18 protein-coding genes and 1 tRNA gene are annotated in these 18,963 nt (G+C 66.8%); 12 read left to right on the forward strand and 7 right to left on the reverse strand.

Going from position 1 to position 18,963, the window contains the following annotated elements:
* Positions 1-136: 136 nt before the first annotated feature.
* Positions 137-961, reverse strand: coding sequence for an HAD-IB family hydrolase (locus ABEA50_RS07550; protein ID WP_345494329.1), 825 nt, complete (start codon positions 959-961; stop codon positions 137-139).
* A 400-nt stretch (positions 962-1,361) separates the two neighbouring features.
* Here ABEA50_RS07550 and ssd point away from each other — a divergent pair, with 400 nt between their 5' ends.
* From ssd to ABEA50_RS07565, 3 genes are read left to right on the forward strand one after another with little or no spacing between them, the layout of a single operon-like run.
* Positions 1,362-2,471, forward strand: coding sequence for a septum site-determining protein Ssd (gene ssd, locus ABEA50_RS07555; protein ID WP_345494330.1), 1,110 nt, complete (start codon positions 1,362-1,364; stop codon positions 2,469-2,471).
* Positions 2,468-3,652 (forward strand): TadA family conjugal transfer-associated ATPase, encoded by a 1,185-nt coding sequence (locus ABEA50_RS07560; RefSeq protein ID WP_345494331.1) that lies wholly within the window; start codon positions 2,468-2,470, stop codon positions 3,650-3,652. The genes ssd and ABEA50_RS07560 overlap by 4 nt, the downstream gene beginning before the upstream one ends.
* Positions 3,649-4,440, forward strand: coding sequence for a type II secretion system F family protein (locus ABEA50_RS07565; protein ID WP_345494332.1), 792 nt, complete (start codon positions 3,649-3,651; stop codon positions 4,438-4,440). The genes ABEA50_RS07560 and ABEA50_RS07565 overlap by 4 nt, the downstream gene beginning before the upstream one ends.
* On the opposite strand, the gene ABEA50_RS07570 is transcribed toward ABEA50_RS07565, so the two are convergent.
* Positions 4,418-4,825 (reverse strand): hypothetical protein, encoded by a 408-nt coding sequence (locus tag ABEA50_RS07570; protein ID WP_345494333.1) that lies wholly within the window; start codon positions 4,823-4,825, stop codon positions 4,418-4,420. The genes ABEA50_RS07565 and ABEA50_RS07570 overlap by 23 nt on opposite strands.
* A gap of 1,161 nt (positions 4,826-5,986) precedes the next feature.
* Here ABEA50_RS07570 and ABEA50_RS07575 point away from each other — a divergent pair.
* From ABEA50_RS07575 to ABEA50_RS07590, 4 genes are all read left to right on the forward strand, one after another.
* Complete coding sequence (locus ABEA50_RS07575; RefSeq protein ID WP_345494334.1) at positions 5,987-6,601, forward strand: type II secretion system F family protein; 615 nt, start codon at positions 5,987-5,989, stop codon at positions 6,599-6,601.
* Between the two features lie 126 nt (positions 6,602-6,727).
* Positions 6,728-6,928 carry a DUF4244 domain-containing protein gene (locus tag ABEA50_RS07580; RefSeq protein ID WP_345494706.1) on the forward strand — a complete coding sequence of 67 codons (201 nt, stop codon included), beginning with the start codon at positions 6,728-6,730 and terminating at the stop codon, positions 6,926-6,928.
* Between the two features lie 74 nt (positions 6,929-7,002).
* On the forward strand, positions 7,003-7,314 hold the full coding sequence (locus ABEA50_RS07585) for a TadE family type IV pilus minor pilin (protein ID WP_345494335.1): 312 nt from the start codon (positions 7,003-7,005) through the stop codon (positions 7,312-7,314).
* Between the two features lie 662 nt (positions 7,315-7,976).
* Positions 7,977-8,369: an Rv3654c family TadE-like protein gene (locus tag ABEA50_RS07590; RefSeq protein ID WP_345494336.1), complete on the forward strand. Its 393-nt coding sequence runs from the start codon at positions 7,977-7,979 to the stop codon at positions 8,367-8,369.
* A gap of 440 nt (positions 8,370-8,809) precedes the next feature.
* Here the strand turns inward: ABEA50_RS07590 and ABEA50_RS07595 are convergent, their stop codons facing one another.
* On the reverse strand, positions 8,810-8,944 hold the full coding sequence (locus ABEA50_RS07595; RefSeq protein ID WP_345494337.1) for a hypothetical protein: 135 nt from the start codon (positions 8,942-8,944) through the stop codon (positions 8,810-8,812).
* Positions 8,945-9,016: 72 nt separating this feature from the next.
* Positions 9,017-11,482: a DEAD/DEAH box helicase gene (locus ABEA50_RS07600; RefSeq protein WP_345494338.1), complete on the reverse strand. Its 2,466-nt coding sequence runs from the start codon at positions 11,480-11,482 to the stop codon at positions 9,017-9,019.
* Positions 11,483-11,838: 356 nt separating this feature from the next.
* On the opposite strand from ABEA50_RS07600, the gene ABEA50_RS07605 reads away from it, so the two are divergent.
* From ABEA50_RS07605 to ABEA50_RS07625, 5 genes are all read left to right on the forward strand, one after another.
* Complete coding sequence (locus tag ABEA50_RS07605) at positions 11,839-12,045, forward strand: cold-shock protein (protein WP_297626431.1); 207 nt, start codon at positions 11,839-11,841, stop codon at positions 12,043-12,045.
* A 327-nt stretch (positions 12,046-12,372) separates the two neighbouring features.
* Positions 12,373-15,315 (forward strand): type I DNA topoisomerase, encoded by a 2,943-nt coding sequence (topA, locus tag ABEA50_RS07610; protein ID WP_425577545.1) that lies wholly within the window; start codon positions 12,373-12,375, stop codon positions 15,313-15,315.
* Positions 15,316-15,494: 179 nt separating this feature from the next.
* Positions 15,495-15,623, forward strand: coding sequence for a hypothetical protein (locus tag ABEA50_RS07615; protein ID WP_345494339.1), 129 nt, complete (start codon positions 15,495-15,497; stop codon positions 15,621-15,623).
* Positions 15,624-15,674: 51 nt separating this feature from the next.
* Positions 15,675-16,880, forward strand: coding sequence for a DNA polymerase III subunit delta' (locus ABEA50_RS07620; protein WP_345494340.1), 1,206 nt, complete (start codon positions 15,675-15,677; stop codon positions 16,878-16,880).
* 428 nt (positions 16,881-17,308) lie between these two features.
* A tRNA-Thr gene (locus ABEA50_RS07625) sits at positions 17,309-17,384 on the forward strand.
* 169 nt (positions 17,385-17,553) lie between these two features.
* Here ABEA50_RS07625 and ABEA50_RS07630 read toward each other — a convergent pair.
* The 3 genes from ABEA50_RS07630 to ABEA50_RS07640 are packed head-to-tail and all read right to left on the reverse strand — an operon-like array spanning position 17,554 to position 18,493.
* Positions 17,554-17,859, reverse strand: coding sequence for a hypothetical protein (locus ABEA50_RS07630; protein ID WP_345494341.1), 306 nt, complete (start codon positions 17,857-17,859; stop codon positions 17,554-17,556).
* Entirely contained in the window at positions 17,859-18,191 is a 333-nt protein-coding gene (locus ABEA50_RS07635) for a hypothetical protein (protein WP_345494342.1), read from the reverse strand. The genes ABEA50_RS07630 and ABEA50_RS07635 overlap by 1 nt, the downstream gene beginning before the upstream one ends.
* Entirely contained in the window at positions 18,188-18,493 is a 306-nt protein-coding gene (locus ABEA50_RS07640; protein WP_345494343.1) for a hypothetical protein, read from the reverse strand. The genes ABEA50_RS07635 and ABEA50_RS07640 overlap by 4 nt, the downstream gene beginning before the upstream one ends.
* Positions 18,494-18,963 lie beyond the last annotated feature (470 nt).

Genomic DNA, 18,963 nt, shown 5'->3' on the forward strand with positions numbered 1-18,963 from the left:
GCGAACCTTCTCTTCCGGTCCGACCTTGGCCTTCCGTCCCTCCGTAGCTTCAGTTCTACACTGTGACCGCGCTCACAGCAAGGGTTTCGGTCGACATCGACCCGATAGGCGGAATGTGCGTTTGGCGGTTCGCGCGTTATTTGCGCCGACGGAGTAGCCGGTAGCTGATCGCGCCCGCGAGCAGGGCACTTACGCTGACCGCCGCCGTAGCTGCCACGGTGGTGGACGAGGGGGACTGGAACCGAGCCCACAGCGAGACCGGGTTGGAGAAGGTGAGGATCGGCCACTCCCGGGCGAGCGACTCCTTGCGTAGTGCGCGATCGGGATTCACCGCGGTCGGGTGCCCGACAGCGCCGAGCATCGGCAGATCGGTGACCGAATCCGAATACGCGTAGCACCGGGAAAGGTCGTAGCCCTCGGTGGCGGCCAGCTTTTCGATCGCGGTGACCTTGCCCTCGCCGTAGCAGTAGAACTCCACCTCGCCGGTGTATTTGCCGTCCTCGACCACCATCCTGGTCGCCGCCGTGTGGGAAACGCCGAGCACCTCGGCGACCGGACCGACGATCTCCTCGCCGGAGGCTGAGACGATCACCACATCGTGGCCGCGGATCTTATGATCGGCGATCAGGTCGGCTGCCTCCGCGTAGATCAGCGGGTCGACCAACTCGTGCAGCGTCTCGGCCACAATGGATTTCACCTGTTCGACGTCCCAGCCCGCGCACATGCTCGTCAGGTGTGCGCGCATGCGTTCCATCTGGTCGTGGTCGGCGCCCGACAGCAAGAACATGAAGTGCGCGTAGCTGCTTTCCAGGACTGTGCGCCGGTTCAGCAGTCCCTGGGCGAAGAAGGGCTTGCTGAACACGAACATGCTCGATTTCGCGATGACGGTCTTGTCGAGGTCGAAGAACGCCGCGACGCGTCCGTCGTCGGCACGTGGTTGGTGGGTGGCTGAGTTGTCCACTCGACCAGGATAGGCATGCGGGTTCGCGGCGCGACGCTCGAGCCGAATCGCAGCGGCCGCTGCGGCCGCGTTCGCCGCCCAGACGCCGGGTCATTGCCCTCTTTGCGGGTCACGGCATCGCGAGAAGTTCCTTGAATATCGGACTTGCACTAAGCCAGGGGAGTGGGTGTAGTATTGCTGGCACCTGGACTTGTTCCAGGCGCGTTCAGCCCGACCCCCCGGGGCTGAACCCCGACGGCCCCAGCCTCCTCCCCCCCCGGCTGGGGCCGTCCTCTATTTCAGGGAGGTTCGCTCCAGCCGCACCAGCTCTTGCAACAGCGGTTGTCCACATCTGGCGAAGTTATCCACATTCGCCGTTCGGCTCTTTCGTCGGTCCGCGAATTCCGTGACGCTGACCTGCATGAACATCGAAGCACCACGAGCAGACGGCCCGCCGCCCGCGCTCGTCCTGGTTCGTGACGACAGACTGCGCGACGAAGTGCGCCGTGTCGCCGCGGCGGCCGAACGTGACCTGGACGAGCGGACGCCGCCCGTCGGCAGGCACGCGTGGACCGGGGCACCACTGGTGATCCTCGACACTCGCACGGCACAAGAATGCGCGAGCGCGGGATATCTGCGCCGCGTCGGTGTCGTCGTGGTCACCGAAGGCGAACCAGGACTTACTGATTGGCAGGTCGCCGCCGCCATCGGTGCTGAGCGAGTGATCGCCATGCCCGGCGCCGCCGTCGGATTGATCGAGATGTTCGCCGCATACGGTGAGCAGCGCCCCGGCGACGGCGTGGTCGTTGCGGTCACCGGTGTCGGCGGCGGTTCCGGCGCTTCGACTCTCGCCGCCGCGACCGCGCTTCGCGCTGCGGCACAGGAGTTTCGCGGCGACACCGTGCTCATCGACGGAGCGCCACTCGGCGGCGGTCTCGATCTGCTACTCGGTATCGAGACCACGCAGGGACTGCGCTGGCCGGACCTTGTCATCGAGGACGGGCGGGTCTCCGCCGCCGCGCTGCACGGTGCGCTTCCGAGCGCAGGTCCTGGTTTGGCGGTGTTGTCCTGCGGGCGCGGTGGTTCCGGGCGATTGCCTCGCGAGATCGGGTCCGCCGCGGTCCGCGCGGTGATCGAAGCCTGCCGCGCCGCAGGCGATCTGGTCGTTTGCGATATTTCCGGCGAGCGTGGTGCGCACGCGGATCAGATGCTGGACGCCGCCGATCTTGTCGTCCTCGTCGTCCCCGCGAGATTGCGCGCTGTCGCGGCCGCCGAAACGGTCTCCGCGCACATCGCTCGGCGAAATCCCAATCAGGGCTTGGTCGTTCGCGGGCCCGCCCCGGGAGGGTTGCGCGGCGATGAAGTCGCCGAGGTGCTCGGGCTTCCGCTGATCGCCGCGATGCGCGCCCAACCCGGGTTGGCGAACCGCGTCGAACGCGGTGGCCTCACCGTACGTCGGCGTAGTCCGCTATGTGAGGCCGCCGACGCGATCCTCGGCGTACTCAGCGCACCGACGGGGCAGCGGCGATGAGCGCGCTGGTGACCACGGAACTGCTGGACCGAGTGCGCGAACGGCTGTCCGGCGGGTCCGGGGAAATCGAGCCGGCACAGGTGGCCGCCGCGATCCGGGCGGAGGCGGGCGGAGTGCTCGGTGACACGGATCTGCTGCGCGCACTGCGGCTTCTGCAAACGGAGATGACGGGCGCGGGCGTCCTCGAACCGCTCTTGCACGACCCACTGGTGGCCGACGTACTGGTCACCGGGCCCGATGCGGTGTGGATCGACCGGGGTAACGGGCTGGAGCAGACCTCGGTCACGTTTCAGGACGAAGCGGCGGTGCGGCGTCTCGCACAGCGCCTCGCGCTTTCGGCGGGGCGCCGACTCGATGACGCGCAGCCGTGGGTCGACGGACGACTCACCGGAACCGGTACAGCACTGGGTGATTCGTTCGGAGTACGCCTGCACGCCGTTCTCGCGCCCGTCGCACACGGCGGCACCTGCCTGTCGCTGCGTGTGCTGCGTCCCGCCTCGCAGGGACTGGACGCGCTCGCCGCCGCCGGTACGGTGCCCGCGGAGGCGAAGCTTCTGCTGGAGCGAATTATTCAGGCACGCTTGGCATTTCTGGTAATCGGTGGAACCGGGGCGGGAAAAACTACGTTGTTATCGGGGCTCCTGGCCAAGGTGCCCGCGTGCGAACGCATCATCTGTGTCGAGGACGCCGCCGAACTGGCGCCGCCGCACCCGCACGTCGTGCGGTTGGTCGCCAGGACGGCCAACGTCGAAGGTGTCGGCGCGGTGAGCGTGCGCGATCTGGTGCGGCAGTCACTGCGCATGCGTCCGGACCGAATCGTCGTGGGGGAGGTGCGTGGCGCCGAGGTTGTCGACCTGTTGACCGCATTGAACACCGGTCACGACGGTGGCGCTGGCACAGTGCATGCCAATTCGCCGAGGGAGGTGCCCGCACGGCTGGAAGCCCTTGCCGCACTGGGTGGGATGGACAGGGCTGCGCTGCACAGCCAACTCGCTGCCGCCGTGCAGGTTGTGCTGCACGTGCACCGCCGCCCTGATGGCACCCGCGGTCTCCAGGAAATCGGTCTCGTGTGCCGAGCCGATTCCGGGCGCGTGAGTATCACCCCCGCATGGCATGCCACCTCGGCAGCACCCGCTGCAGCGAAGCTGGATTCACTGCTCACCGACCGGCTCGCACCATGAGCCCGCCGCTGGTGTGTCTGGCGCTCGCCTTGCTCGTCGCGCCCGCCTCGGTGACTCGACGCCGATTCGATGGACTGTTCGCCGTATCCGCGATAGTTCGAAAGCCGGGAAGCTCCTTGGTATTTCGTCTGGGCTGTGTCGGGGGTGCCGGCGCCGTCCTGATGGTCGGGCCCGGCCAGTTCATCGCGGTCGCGATGGTGATCCTGACCGCGGTCGTACGTTATCGGCGGGCCGAACGCGACCGTCGCCGAGGCACCGAATGTGGTTATCTGCTCGACGCTCTCGAAGCGGTGATCGGTGAGCTTCGGGTTGGCGCGCACCCGAGTGCGGCGGCCGGTAATGCCGCACGCGAGTCCAAGGGGGACGCGGCGCTCGCGCTCGCGGTCAGTTCCGCCCGCGGCAGGCTCGGTGGTTGCGCGTCCGAGGGGCTGCGCAAGGCCGATTCGATCGTCGCCGCCGAACTGTCGCGCATCGCCGACGCGTGGCTGGTCGCCGAGCGTCACGGCCTCGCGCTCGCGGAGTTGTTGGCGGCCGCACGAGCGGATCTTGTCGGACGCATGCGTTTCCACGGGCGAACCGCGGCCACCCTCGCCGGTGCTCGTGCCAGCGCCTCGGTGCTGGCAGGGCTTCCATTACTCGGAATCGTCCTCGGCCAGCTGATGGGCGCGAGCCCACTACCCGTCCTGTTCACCTCCGCCGCGGGCACGATCCTTCTCCCCCTCGGCGTCGCATTCGTCTGCGCCGGTCTGCTGTGGACCGACGCCATTACTCGAAAGGTGGTCGCGTGAAGCGACTTAACGAGCCACAGGCTCCCGAGCTGACCGCGCCACCGACTGCCGCACCGACCGAGTCACGTGCTTGTTTTTCGAACGGGCGATTGGCCGCTGCGTTGAGCAGCCGGCTGGCAAGTCGACCGCGCCCGCGCCGGAATGCCGCGATGACGGTATTGCGCACAGCCGCGTCGACTCGGTTGTGGACCGTTGTGCATATCTGGCGGCGCACCATGGCGTCGGTCGGCCCGGTACGACTCTCGACTGTGCCGCGCGCTGTTCCTTCTGCCTGGCTGTGGGCTGAAGGGATTCTCGGTGCGTCGATTTGGCGGCAGTCGATGGTCTGGATCAGACAGGGACCGATGCGCCGCGCGACCTCATCGTCGAACTGCTCTTCGAGCAATCAGATCTCGACATCGGGTCACTCCACAGTCAGCTGGCGAGGGTCGCCGAAGAACGCACGGGAATCACGGTCTTCGTGCGCGGCGCCGACACCAGCAGCCCGACCCCACCGCGCGGCGCCGTTTCGGCTGCGTGTCGGCCGACCACGTGGGTCACGCAGTCAGGCCGCCGTGCCGTTCAGGCGACATGCTGCTGTGTCAACCGGTGTGCTCGCTCGCCGTCGGCGCCGGTGGCGGGCGACCTGGCGGGTGGGACGGGTGGCCGTGTTTCGTTCCTGCTGTTCGGTGTCGCTGTGGTGTGTTGGGCGACTGGGCGGGTCGCGTCGTCGGGTGTCCGTGCTGTTGGGGCGGCGTGGTGTTGTGTCGGTTGCTCGTTGTCTGCGTCGGTGGCGGGCGATTGCGCGGGTGGGCCGAGGGGCCGTGTTTCGTCTCTGCCGTGCGGAGTCGTTTCGGTCGTGCGTCGAGCGACGGTATGGATCGAGCCCGAGGGGCGTTGACTCGACCGCTCGCCTTGTCGCCGCCTCGATGAGTCTGCGTGCGGGTCTTTCGGCCCTGTGGAGAACTCTTGTGCCGGTTGGTCTGTGGACCGTTGTGCATATTCGTAGGACGTGGGCTGTGTCGATTGGTCCGCGTGTTCGTGTGCTGACCGAATGGCGAGGCGTCGACTCGACCGGGAGGCGGGGTGTTGCCTGGAGCGGGCGGCACCTGGCCGCGTTGACAAGCGGGTTGCCGTGTCTGCTGAACCTGCGGCGAGTAGCTGTCTTGTTCGGACGGTGGGCTGGCGCGCGGGCCGTGCAGCGGGTGGCTGTGTTGGATGGCCCGCGGGCTTCTTTGACGACGTTGCGGAAAGCGGTCGCGCGCAGCTCGCAACCGGTGGCCTCCGTGATAGCGCCGACCTTGCGGCGAGCCGTCGTGTCGGTAGTGCTGTGCGGCGGTGCGTGGCGCGAGCGTCGCGGGCAGAGGGTGTTCAGGTTTCGATGCGCCGTGGCGAAGGGCTCGCGGTTGGTCGTGTCACGGGTCTTCAGGGGGCTGGAAACGCGGCTGGGAGCGCTTGGATTATCTGTGCGACCACATATCCGGTCCGAACCCGAAGACGGCCCGGTCGCTGTAGAGCGCGGTTTGTCTGGTGCGGACCTGTCCGGCGCGGCACAAAAGGCGGTGCGATGGAAATGATTACGTGGCCAGCACCGTCCTCGCTGCTGTTGCTGGCGGTCGCGGTGGTTCTTCTGCCCGGACGGGTCGCTCTGCGGCGGCGCCTGCGTGTGTTCGGCTCGGAATTGTTGGGGGAGCGCACCGAACCGGTGTCGGACTCGCGGCAGGACCCGTTGGCGACGGCGTCGGTGTTCGACCTGTTGGCAGCGTGCTTGCGTGCGGGATTGCCGATGGCGGGTGCGGCGCGCGTGGTGGCCGGGGGAGCACCCGAGGTGCTCGCCACCGCATTGCGCCGTGCCGCAGACCTTCTCGCACTCGGCGCGGACGCGGCTACCGCATGGGAGAAGGCCACCATGGATGCGGCGGGCAACGTCGAGGTGGCGGCGCTCGCGCGGATGGCCCGCCGCTCCGCGCGCTCGGGATCGTCGCTCGCGGAGGCGGTGGGTGAGCTCGCCGAACAACGCCGCGGCGCCGTCGAGGACGAGGCCGCCGCGCGAGCCGAACGTGCGGGTGTCCTGATCGGCGGCCCGCTAGGTCTCTGCTTCCTTCCCGCCTTCCTCTGCCTCGGCATCGTGCCGGTGGTGATCGGGCTCGCGGGCCGCGTGCTCGGTGGTGGGCTGCTGTGACGGTGCGCGAGAACACAACCCGAAACAGCCTTACCCGTACTCATCCGTGCGGACCGTCCGCGCGGAGCGCAAGGAGAGGGGAATCCAGTGCGATTCGATCAGCTCAACAGTCATGTCGGCCAAGCGGTGAGCGGCGCCTACTCGCTGCTGTTTTCGCGAATACGCTCGGCCGCCACCGCCGACGACGGCATGAGCACGGTGGAATACGCGATCGGGACCGTTGCCGCCGCGGCATTCGGTGCGGTGCTGTACACGGTGGTGACCGGCGACAATATCGTCAACGCGCTCACCGAGATCGTCGACAAGGCGCTGAATACCAAGGTGTAGGAGCACGGCCCCGAACTGGGTCGCGCACCGTAAGTGCCTGGGGAACAGGATCTCTCGGTGACGATCGCGGTGCCGTGACGGTTGAAGCGGCGATCGCGCTCGCCGCCGTCGTCGTGGTGGTCGTGTTGTGCGTCGGCGCGTTGTTGGCGGCGTCGACACAGGTGCGCTGTGTCGACGCCGCGCGGGAAGCGGCACGGTTGGCTGCCAGAGGCGACGATGCCCGAGCATCATCGGCGGCCGCGCGGATAGCGCCCCCCGGTGCGGGCGTTGGAGTCAGAGTCGAGGGCGACCACGTCGTCGCACGGGTCTCAGCCCACTCACCACTACTGCCACTGTTGGTCCTTCGTGCCGAGGCGATCGCGGCCCGCGAGCCGGGGACACCGTGAACCGCGGGCGACACGCCCACCCGCCGGTATCCAGATCCCGCGTGGCGTGGGCGAGTGGGGAGGCAGGAGGCACCGAGGGGTGTGTGGATCGGCCGGGGCGAGGTGAGGTTTCGGCCGAGTCGGGCGGCTGCTGGCGGCATCTGAGAGGTGCTGTGCGTGAGGTGGGGCGTTGGGGAGGGGCGGTGGCATCCGTGAGGTGCGTGGGTTGGGTGAGCCGGGGTGCTGTGTGCGAGGCCAGGTTTCGGCGAGTTGGGCGCGCGCTGGTGGCATCTGAGAAGTCCGTGTGGGCGGGGTGGTGCGGGTGTGGTGGGGCGCTGGTGGGCTCCGCGCCCGGAATCAGTGTCCGCGCGGTCGGCGGGTGTGTATGTCGGGAGCGTTGTGCGGTGGCGCCGGGGCGCGTGTTCGAAGAGGCTCTCGGGTGGGCAGTTTCGGCTCGGAGCGGGGTGGGCTACCGGCGCGAGCCCAGGTCCGCCACGGTCATCGAGAAGCCTGGGGCGGGCAGCTGGGTTTCGATGGCGAAGGTGGGGCGTTCGAGGGTGTCGTGTCGGCGTGGACCTGGGGAATCGGCTGGGCGGGGTGGCGGCGAAGGGAAGCGTGGGGTGGCCGGTTGTCCGGCTGTGTGGAATCGGCGGCGCGGACAGGCACGGGAGTTTTTCGGTGGGATGGCCGTGCGGTTGCGCGCGGACGCCGGGGTCGCGACGGTGTTCACCTGCTTCGCGGTGATCGGCCTGATCGGGATGAGTCTGCTGATCGGACAGGTCGGCGTGGTCACAGTGGCGCGGCATCGTGCGCAGGCGGCAGCCGATCTCGCTGCTCTCGCAGCCGCTGGCGCGATCGCCGAAGGAGCCGATGCCGGGTGCACCCGGGCGAGCGATATCGCGCGACGGATGGGCGCGCGAATCGGCGAGTGCGCAGTGGTCGGTTGGGACGTGACAGTAGCCGTCGAAAGAAATGTACCGTCGGGTCTGTTGGGTGACCCGACAGTACGCGCGATCGCACGCGCGGGACCGGTCGAAGAGTGTGGAACTAACGAAGCAACACAGTGCGTCGAGTAGCGGAAATCGGAACCGTCCTTCGCTGAATAAAACCGGTGCCAGACAATTCCCCGTAGACCGGTGGATAACAAATCGATTTTATTACGCGGCAGTAGCTGAAGATCGAATAGCAATAGGGTGGCTAACCCGCCGCTTACCGGTCGTTTGACCAGTTTGGTTTCCGGTGGTCGCGGTAAGTGAGTGGCGCGAATCCACCGAGACAACCTGGACACCCCGGCTCTATCGCCCACGAGGACGCCTCGGGGAGAACCAGCATCCGGCCGGGCGCGGACGTCAACTCGCTCATCCCGGCGACCGCCGAGTCGAGGTCGACACCCGCACGCGCGAGCGCGGATGGCATCGAGTGCATTCGGACGAACCGGTGTCTTCGCGCTGCGACCGGCCCCCGCAAGCGCGAGCGCGGCGATGGGCATCGAGTGCATTGCCGACCTGGTGTGCGCTCAACAGCCGCAACCGCACGATCGCGCCCTGCTCGTCGCCGTGCCGGAGACGAACGAGGTGCCGTGTTCGTCGGCCGTGTGCTCGGCGTAGAAGTCAGCGGCGGTGGAGGTGGTCGAGCTGAGATGGCCGACCATCAGTCTTGCTGTCCATCGGTGGCGCATCGACCGGAACGGCTCGGCTCGGCGTGGGCGGGGTTTTGATCGAGGTCAGCGCTCGGGTATCTCGGCGAGAAGTGCGCGGAGTAGGCGGCCGGCTGCCGCTTTCGCCAGTGGTTCGTTGCCGTTGCCGCACTTGGGTGACTGCACGCACGAGGGGCATCCGGCCGCGCAGCCACAGGACTCGATGACGGTCAGCGTCGCCGCGAGCCAGTGCCGCAACCGGGCGAATCCGCGCTCGGCGAATCCGGCCCCACCGGGCTGACCGTCGTAGACGAACACCGTCGGCAGCCCGGTGTCGGGGTGTTCCGCGGTGGATACGCCGCCGATGTCCCAGCGGTCGCACGTCGCGACCAGGGGCAACATCCCGATCGCCGCGTGTTCCGCCGCGTGCAGCGCCCCTGGGATGTCTGAAGGGTCGATGTCGGCTCGCGCCAACAGTTCCGGTGTGACCGTGTAGAACACGGCGCTGGTCGGCAAGGTCTGCGGGGCCGTGTCGAGCTCCACGAGGTCGAGCACTTCGCCGGTGAGCAGCGTGCGAAGGTACCCGACCACCTGGCTGGTGACGCGCACGCGGCCGAGTGCGAGCGTCACGGCACCGTGGCTGTGACGTTCGATCAGCTCATCGACCGCGATCGAGGTGACCTGGCGCGCGTGGGTGGTCCACCCTGGTTCGTCGGCGCGCACGATGGCGACGCCACCGTCCACATCCAGCTCGTCGACCACATACGTGTCGCCCTGATGCAGGTGCACGGCGCCGTCGTGCAGCGTCGCGAGTGCTCGACCCGCGTCGGCGGTGCCGAGCAGCCGACCGGTTTCGCCGTCGATAATCGCCACCTGCGTGCCGATTCCCCCGCGCACGTCGACATCGTCATGTGGTTGGGCGTGTGCGTCGGTGACGAACCACCGCGCCGCACCATCGGCCTTGCGCGCCTGCCTGCGCCGGATCAGTCCCTTATCGGCCAGGTCGGCTACCACATCCGTGGCACCGAGCTCGGTGACCTCCGATTCGGTCAGCGGCATTTCCAGTGCCGCGCACAGCAGCTGTGGGCCGAGCACATAGGGATTGCGCGGGTCGGTGATCGTGGCTTCGACCGGCTTGTCCAGCAGTGCCTCCGGGTGGTGGACCAGGTAGGTGTCGAGCGGATCGTCCCTGGCCACAAGCAGGACCAGCGAGCCATGTGTGCGCCGACCGGCACGACCGGCCTGCTGCCAGAAGGAGGCGAGCGTGCCGGGAAAACCGGTGATCACCACGGCGTCCAAACCCGCGATATCCACCCCGAGTTCGAGTGCGTTGGTGCTCGCCGCACCCAGTAGCTCGCCCTCGGACAGTGCCGTTTCCAGCGCCCTCCGGTCTTCGGCCAGGTATCCGGCGCGGTAGGCGGCGACGCGGCGGGCCAGCGCGGCGTCGACCTCCGACAATTGCCGTCGCGCCTGGATGGCGACCAGTTCGGCGGCTCGTCGCGAACGCACGAAGGTCAGCGTTCTCGCCCCTTCGACCACCAGGTCCGCCATGATCTCGGCGGCTTCGGTGGTGGCCGACCGACGGACCGGCGCGCCGTTTTCCCCGGTCACCGCCGTCGACAGGGGTGGCTCCCACAGCGCGATCGTGCGCGGTCCGTGCGGTGACCCGTCCTCGGTGACGGCCACGCACGGCGCACCGATCAGCCGGGTCGCGGCGTCCGCGGGTTCGGCAGTGGTCGCCGAGCACAGCACGAACACCGGGTCGGCGCCGTAGCGCGCGGCCAGCCGCCGCAGCCTGCGCAACACCAGTGCCACGTGCGAGCCGAAGACACCGCGGTAGGCGTGGCATTCGTCGACCACGACGTAGCGCAGTCGGCGCAGCATGCGTGCCCACCGTTGATGCGAGCGCAGGATGCCGAGATGCAGCATGTCCGGGTTGGTGAAGACCCACCGACTGTTGGACCGGACCCACTGCCTGATCTCGGTGGGGGTGTCGCCGTCGTAAGGCGCGGGGTGGATGTCGCGCAGCGGCCCTTCGTGGGTCATGGTGCCGATCGCACGCAGTTGGTCGGCGCCCAGCGCCTTGGTCGGGGCCAGATACAACGCGGTGGCGTTCGGCTCGTCGAGCAGCGTTGTGAGCACGGGTAATTGGTATCCGAGCGATTTCCCCGACGCGGTCCCGGTGCTGACGACGACGTTGTGCCCGTGGAAGGCGAGTTCGGCGGCCTCGGTCTGGTGTGACCACGGTGCGCGCACCCCCGCCGTCTGTAGCGCGGCGACGACCTGGGGTGATGACCATTCCGGCCAGGTGGTTGGCTTAGCGGCTCGCGCAGGTAGTTCGACGACGTGCGTCAGGCGTTGGTCGTCGGCGGACGCTCCGGTTCGGACACGATTCAGCAACGAAGCCCCGTAGCCGGGTGGTGTCGATGGTCGGCTCAGTGGCTCTTCGGGGCCGGGCAGGCTCACCGGTTTGCCGATCCGCGCGACACGGAGTACCCGGAAAGTGTGAAACGTGTGTGCTTGGGAGAAGTTACCCGGCATTTCGGTACCCAATAGCGACCTTGCTCACACGCTGTTTGCCAGACGCTGGCTCGGTTATCCGAGAGCAAACGAACCGTAAGTCTGGATTTAGCCATTGTGTTCCTCACCTGCGCATTCGCAAGATCAACTTTTTTGCGAATTGTCGGTAACTCGGCTGTTGAATTTCCCGAAGACATGGTTCACTGGTTCCTGGTCGCAAGCTTCTGTGTTCGAGGGACGGATCCAAAGTCCAAACCGCTCAGCAGGATCGTGTTGCGAACGGTGTGCTTGGCTTTCCTAGCAGGGGGAACCAACAGTACAACGGTCGGAACGGGCCCGGTGGACGAACCCAGTTGTCCGCCGTTCCGTAGATAAAGAAGAGGAACAGAATGGCACAGGGAACTGTGAAGTGGTTCAACGCGGAGAAGGGGTTCGGCTTCATCGCGCCCGAGGACGGGTCCGCTGACGTCTTCGTCCACTACTCCGAGATCCAGGGTTCGGGTTTCCGCACCCTCGAAGAGAACCAGAAGGTCGAGTTCGAGGTTGGCCAGGGAACCAAGGGCCCCCAGGCCACTGGAGTTCGCGCGCTCGCCTGAGCGACGGGAACCATCCACCCCCTCGTCCCTCACCGCCGGTAACGGAGGTGGGGGACGAGCTATATCCGGGGTACGACATATCGAGCACAGCTCGCGCCGTACGCTTCCTCCGAACATGCCGCGCGACCGGCGCGGTGAAAAAAGAGGGCATACTGATTCGCGGTGACGCGCGTACGCTCTGTGGTTCGAGTCGCAAGCACTCGGCCGCATACAGGCGTCAGGGTATAAACGTGTCTGGTGGCAACGCCCAGCCGTAGCCGCTGCTTGCCCCAGCCGCGCACAGTGCGAAAAGCGCCGCGCGGATCGAAAGGAAAGGTGTATTCGCCGGTGGCAACACGAGACCGCGGTGCAGCCGACCAGGGCCGTCCCCTGCGTCGTCTCGTGATCGTCGAGTCCCCTACCAAGGCTCGTAAGATCGCGCCCTACCTGGGGCGCAACTACGTCGTCGAGGCGTCGGTAGGACATATTCGTGACCTGCCACGCGGCGCGGCGGATGTCCCCGCCAAGTACAAGGGGCAGTCGTGGGCACGCCTCGGTGTCGACGTCGACAACGACTTCGAGCCGATCTATGTGGTGAGCCCGGATAAGAAGGCCAAGGTTTCCGAGCTGAAGAGCCTGTTGCTCGACGCCGATGAGCTCTACCTCGCCACTGACCCCGACCGCGAGGGCGAGGCCATCGCCTGGCACCTGCTCGAGACGCTGAAGCCGAAGGTCCCGGTGCGGCGGATGGTGTTCCACGAGATCACCGAGCCCGCGATCCTCGCGGCCGCCGCCGACACCAGGGAGCTCGACAACGACCTGGTCGACGCGCAGGAGACCCGACGCATCCTCGACCGGCTCTACGGCTACGAAGTCAGTCCCGTGCTGTGGAAAAAGGTGATGCCTCGGCTGTCTGCCGGTCGCGTGCAGTCGGTCGCCACCAGGGTGGTTGTGCGCCGTGAGCGTGAGCGCATGGCGTTCCGCTCCGCCGAGTACTGGGATATCGCCGCGAAGCTCGACGCGGGCAGCGACCCGAACGCGGAGTCCGCCAATCCGAGGACCTTCGGCGCGCGGCTGGTGAATGTCGACGGCGCCAGGGTGGCCAGCGGTCGCGACTTCGGCTCCGACGGCCAGCTCAAGGGTGACGGTGGTGTCGTCGTTCTCGACGAGGGTCGGGCGCGACGGCTTGCCGAATCCTTGGACGGCGCAGATCTCGTCGTCTCCTCCGCGGAGGCCAAACCCTATACGCGTAAGCCGTATCCGCCGTTCATGACCTCGACGTTGCAGCAGGAGGCGGGGCGCAAGCTTCGATTCACCTCCGAGCGCACGATGCGGGTCGCGCAGCGGTTGTACGAGAACGGCTACATCACCTACATGCGTACCGACTCGACCACGTTGTCGCAGTCGGCGATCAACGCGGCACGCACGCAAGCCACTCAGCTCTACGGCACGGAGTACGTGCACCCTTCGGCGCGTCAGTACAACCGCAAGGTGAAGAACGCGCAGGAGGCACACGAGGCGATCCGTCCCGCGGGTGACAGTTTCGCGACGCCAGGTCAGTTGCACGCCCGGCTGGACAACGACGAGTTCCGGCTCTACGAACTGATCTGGCAGCGCACCGTCGCCTCGCAGATGGCCGACGCCAAGGGAACCACGCTGACCTTGCGCATCACCGGCGTCGCGGGGACCGGCGAGGAGTGTGTGTTCTCCGCCTCCGGTCGCACGATCACCTTCCCCGGCTTCCTCAAGGCCTATGTGGAAAGTGTCGACGAGGAGGCGGGCGGCCAGTCCGATGACGCGGAGTCGAGACTGCCCGCATTGTCGGAGGGCGAGGGCGTCACCGCCGTCGAGCTGAATCCCGATGGGCACAGCACGAATCCGCCCGCACGCTATACCGAGGCGTCGTTGATCAAGACGCTCGAAGAACTCGGCATCGGCCGCCCTTCGACCTACTCGTCGATCATCAAGACGATTCTCGACCGCGGCTATGTGTACAAACGTGGCAACGCGTTGGTGCCGTCGTGGGTGGCGTTCGCCGTAATCGGTTTGCTGGAGGTGCATTTCGGCCGCCTGGTCGACTTCGACTTCACCGCCGGGATGGAAGATGATCTCGACGCCATCGCCGGTGGTCGTGAGCAGCGCGGAAACTGGTTGTCCAGCTTCTACTTCGGTGGCGATCACGGCGCAGAGGGTTCGGTCGCGCGGTCGGGTGGTCTCAAGCGGATGGTCGGGGATCGCCTCGACGGCATCGACGCGCGAGAGATCAACTCCATCAAGATGTTCAGCGATTCCGAGGGTCGCGACGTTGTTGTCCGGGTCGGCCGGTACGGGCCGTATCTGGAGCGGATGGTCATCAATCCCGATGACCCCGAAGGGGATTCGATTTCGCAGCGGGCGAACCTGCCCGACGATCTCCCGCCCGACGAGCTGACCCCCGAGGTCGCGGAGAAGCTGTTCTCCACGCCGCAGGAGGGTCGTTCGCTGGGGACCGATCCGGTATCAGGGCACGAAATCGTTGCCAAGGAAGGGCGTTTCGGCCCGTACGTCACCGAGGTGCTGCCCAAGCCTCCCGAGGAAGAGGGCAAGCCGCCGGCGAAGAAGACGGCCAAGAAGTCCACCGCCCCGAAGCCGAGGACCGGTTCGTTGTTCAAGTCGATGGATCTGGCGAGCATCACCCTCGAGGACGCGTTGCGGCTGCTCTCGTTGCCTCGGGTGGTCGGTACCGACCCGACTTCCGGCGACGAGATCACCGCGCAGAACGGCCGCTACGGCCCATATCTGAAGAAGGGCACCGATTCTCGCTCGTTGACCGGCGAGGAGCAGATCTTCGGCATCACGCTCGACGAGGCGTTGAAGATCTACGCGGAGCCGAAACGCCGTGGGCGCCAGGCGTCGGCCGCGGCGCCGTTGCGTGAGTTGGGCGAGGATTCGGCGAGCGGGAAGCCGATGGTGATCAAGGACGGACGTTTCGGTCCCTACGTCACCGACGGCGAAACCAACGCGACGCTGCGCAAGGGCGACGAGATCGAATCGGTCACCCCCGAACGTGCCATGGAACTGCTCGCCGATCGCAGGGCGCGCGGGCCGGTGAAGAAGGCCGCCAAGAAGTCGGCGGCCAAGAAGGCGCCCGCGAAGAAGGCCGCGGCGAAGAAGGCGACCGCGAGCAAGACGGCGGCGAAGAAGACGACGGCGAAGAAGACCGCGACCAAGTCGACTACCACGAAGACCGTTGGTAAGAAGACGGCAGCGCAGAAGGCGGCGGCGTCGAAGTCCGGTATCGGCAAATCCTGATCGGCGGGTCAACAGCGCTGGCTGCCGGAAAACGGTTCGCCGACTGGGCGCCGAGTGAGCAGGAACACCGGGTCCGCAGTCATGTTCGCGCTGCACATGGACGCACGGGTCGCGCGGTCGACAACGAAGGACTCGCGGTCATCGAATTCAAATGGTCTCTGGTCTCAATGGTCGCTTCGATGATCCCGAGCTCAGGCGTGCTCGCGCTGCTGGAAAGTCCGCCCGGCGAACTGCTCGACGCCACCGCTGGAGTGCAAACCCACACCACACCCCGCCGTGGTGATCGCGCAGTTCGCTGGGTGGAGTAGGTGTGGCGTCGTGGGTAATCGGTGTCGGTGGCGGTCGCTAAGGTGGAGCGCGTGGCAGGTGTCTTCGATCGGTTGGTCGGCCAAGAGACGGTCGAGTCGGAGTTGACGGCTGCCTCGATCGCGGCGCGCGCGGACGTCATCGAGGGTGCGATGACGCATTCTTGGCTGTTCACCGGGCCGCCAGGATCGGGCAGATCCGTTGCGGCACTGTGCTTCGCGGCGGCACTGCAATGCACCGACCCCGGCACACCGGGGTGCGGTCGATGCCACGCGTGCACCACCACCATGGCGGGTACCCACGGCGATGTGCGTCGTGTGATTCCCGAGGGCCTCAGCATCAGCACCAAGGAGATGCGCGCGATCGTGCAGGTGGCCTCCCGCAGGCCGAGCACGGGGCGGTGGCAGGTGGTGGTGATCGAGGACGCCGACCGTTTGACCGAGGCCGCGGGCAATGTGCTGCTGAAGGTGGTCGAGGAACCGCCGGATCGCACAGTGTTTCTGTTGTGCGCGCCGTCGGTGGATCCCGAAGACATCTCGATCACGCTGCGTTCGCGCTGCCGCCACGTGCATTTGGTGACCCCGTCGGTGCCCGCGATCGCGCGGGTATTGCGTGAACGCGACCAACTCGACGAGAAGACCGCGAATTGGGCGGCTTCGATCAGCGGCGGGCACGTCGGCCGCGCTCGTCGCCTGGCCACCGACGAACAAGCGCGCGCGCACCGGCAACGTGCGCTCGCCCTGGTGTCGGCCGCCGCGCGACCCGGTGCCGCGTACGCGGCCGCGGATCAGTTGGTGAAGGCCGCCGACGACGAGGCCAAGGAGATGAGCGCCGCCCGCGACGAACGTGAACGCGACGAGCTGTCCACGGCACTCGGCGCTGGCGGTACCGGAAAGGGCTCCGCCGGTGCCACTCGAGGTTCGGCCGGTGTCCTCAAGGACCTCGAACGCCGCCAGAAGTCCCGCGCCACCCGCACCGGCCGCGACGCCCTCGACCGCGCACTCATCGACGTCGCCGGCGTATACCGCGACGCTTTGGCCGTCCGCTTCGGCGCGGCAGGCCGAGGCACCGGCGTCGCTCTCACCCACCCCGACCTGGTCGACGAGATTCACGAGTTGGCGACCGACGTCCCTCCCGAGGGCCTACTCCGCTCGATAGACGCTGTCCTTGCCTGCCGCGAGGCCCTCGACACGAACGTCAAGCCGCGTTTCGCCCTAGCGGCTTTGGCGGCTTCTCTCATTGCCGCACACGCCAGCTGACGGAGCCCTGGCGTTCAAGAGAGATGCTCGCCAACGCGATCTGTTCGCCGATCCTGCGGGAGCCGGTTGGGCCCGGCCAGTTCTCCGAGCGGCGTCCTGGCTTGTTCGGCAACGCACAAATCTCGGCGGTGACGATGTTCTCGTCCGTATGAGCGGGTTTGTGCGCTGGCGCTTGGCGAAGTTCAATACGCTGAGCTGAGCGCGGAGACGCCGATGCGGCTCAACGCCACGGCGACCTCGCGCCGACAAATCGCCGACGGCAGTCGTGCAGGTACTCGATGTTGCCCATCTGCCTGTCGTGGCTCCGCCACGTCAACGACTACCGACCCCGCCTTGCACGACGACCTATGCGAGGCAGCCACGTCACCACGACCACCCGTTTTCGCGATCCGTGCGCGAGGCGATAGACTCGCCAAGCCGAAAGGCACGCCGCCTTAGCTCAGTCGGTAGAGCGCTTCACTCGTAATGAAAAGGTCAGGAGTTCGATTCTCCTAGGCGGCTCCAGGCCAGAGGCACTTTCAGTGCCTCACCCGCGCGGGTTGGCGCGCTCAGTGTGCCAACCAGCGGGGGATTTGCTTGCTCACTCAGCCGAACAGCGCGGTTCCCGCAGCCTTCAAGTCCTCGGTTGTGCGTCGCTGTAGATCGACAACGACGCAGCTCGACGGTGGTGCGTTCAGCGGCCTCGCCCGGCGGTGCACGGGACCACGACCGTGGGAGTTTCCAGCAGGCACGCTAGCGCTACCGCGTGCGCGGCCGGGCCGAAGTGCTCGGGGCTCGGCGCAACAATCGCGGTGGCACCCTTGCTGGATGTGGTGTGCACTATCAGCGTCGTCGGCATGTAGGTATCCGCGGTGATCGTGAGCACCCCGGCGAACTGGTAGCCGCGCGCTGCGGCGAGCTCTTGAGTCACTTGCTCGTCGTGAGCCTGCTGATCGCCGTACACCTGCGTGTTGATCAGTCCGATCGCGTTCGTGGTCATTAGGTGCCTTCCGGGATTGCGTACCGCTGGAACGTCTGCTGTGGTCGCAGCGTCGTCACGCCGTCGACTTCGGCGAGCAGTGTTCGCACCACCGATGCGGGTAGGTGTTCGAGCGTCGGCAGGAACACGGCTGCGGCGTTCATCCGGCGCACCAGGTCGAGCAAGTGCGCAGCGCGGTTCGGCGTGCTCTCCGTGTGGGTAACGATCAACGCCATGTCGTAGCCGTAGCGGGTTGCCAACGCGTACATCCGTTTCGCGTCCCACTGCCGCGTCTCGCCAGACAGGTCGGCGCGCATGTAACCCACCGCGACGAACGGTTCGTCGTCGCTCACCGCACCACTCGTGGGTCCGGTGTCGCATGCCCAGCGTCGACCACCGTCCAGAATGCCGCGTACTTCGCCGGACATGTAGCGGTGTCACAGTCGATGCGCAGTTGCATCACGCGGTGAGCCTGCTCGACGGTGTAGGGAACCTTCGGCGCCGAATGGCATTCCCGCTCCAGAAGCTCGCTGACCGACACCGCGCCGGGCACCTGCACTGGCCGATCAAGTAGCCACGGCAGCAACCAGAACACGACGCCGAGTAGTGCCAGCGTTCCGACAACGACGATCACGGTTATCTCGAGTTCGCTCACGTTCACCCCTGCTGTCCCCGCCGACTGGTTACCCCCGACGCCGGGGAAGCGGGGTTCAGCCCGGCGTCGGGCGTGGGTCAACGTTCTCTGGAACGATGCGACGGTGCGACGGCACGTGATGGGGCGAGTTGTGGGAAAGCGATGGGAATTGGTGCCCGCCGCAACGATTGGGCACCTACGCTCGGGGTAGGTCCAGCAGAGAGGCCGATAAATCCGTGACCGGACGAAACGATCAGCTCATAGAGGCTCGGTTGCGAGTGGAGTCGCCCGGATCGCCTGGCCATTCGATGACGCGCCAAGAGCTGGCGAATGCGGTCAACGACCATGTTTTTCGGGCGACCAACAAGCGAGGTGCTGTCGATGAACGGCACGTCGGTAAGTGGGAGCGAGGCGAAACTACGTGGCCACGAGCATACTATCGGGCAGCACTGCGAGCGGTATTGAACATCGCGACCGATGTCGAACTCGGG

This window comes from Nocardia callitridis (assembly GCF_039543305.1).
GTDB classification, from domain to species: Bacteria; Actinomycetota; Actinomycetes; order Mycobacteriales; family Mycobacteriaceae; genus Nocardia; species Nocardia callitridis.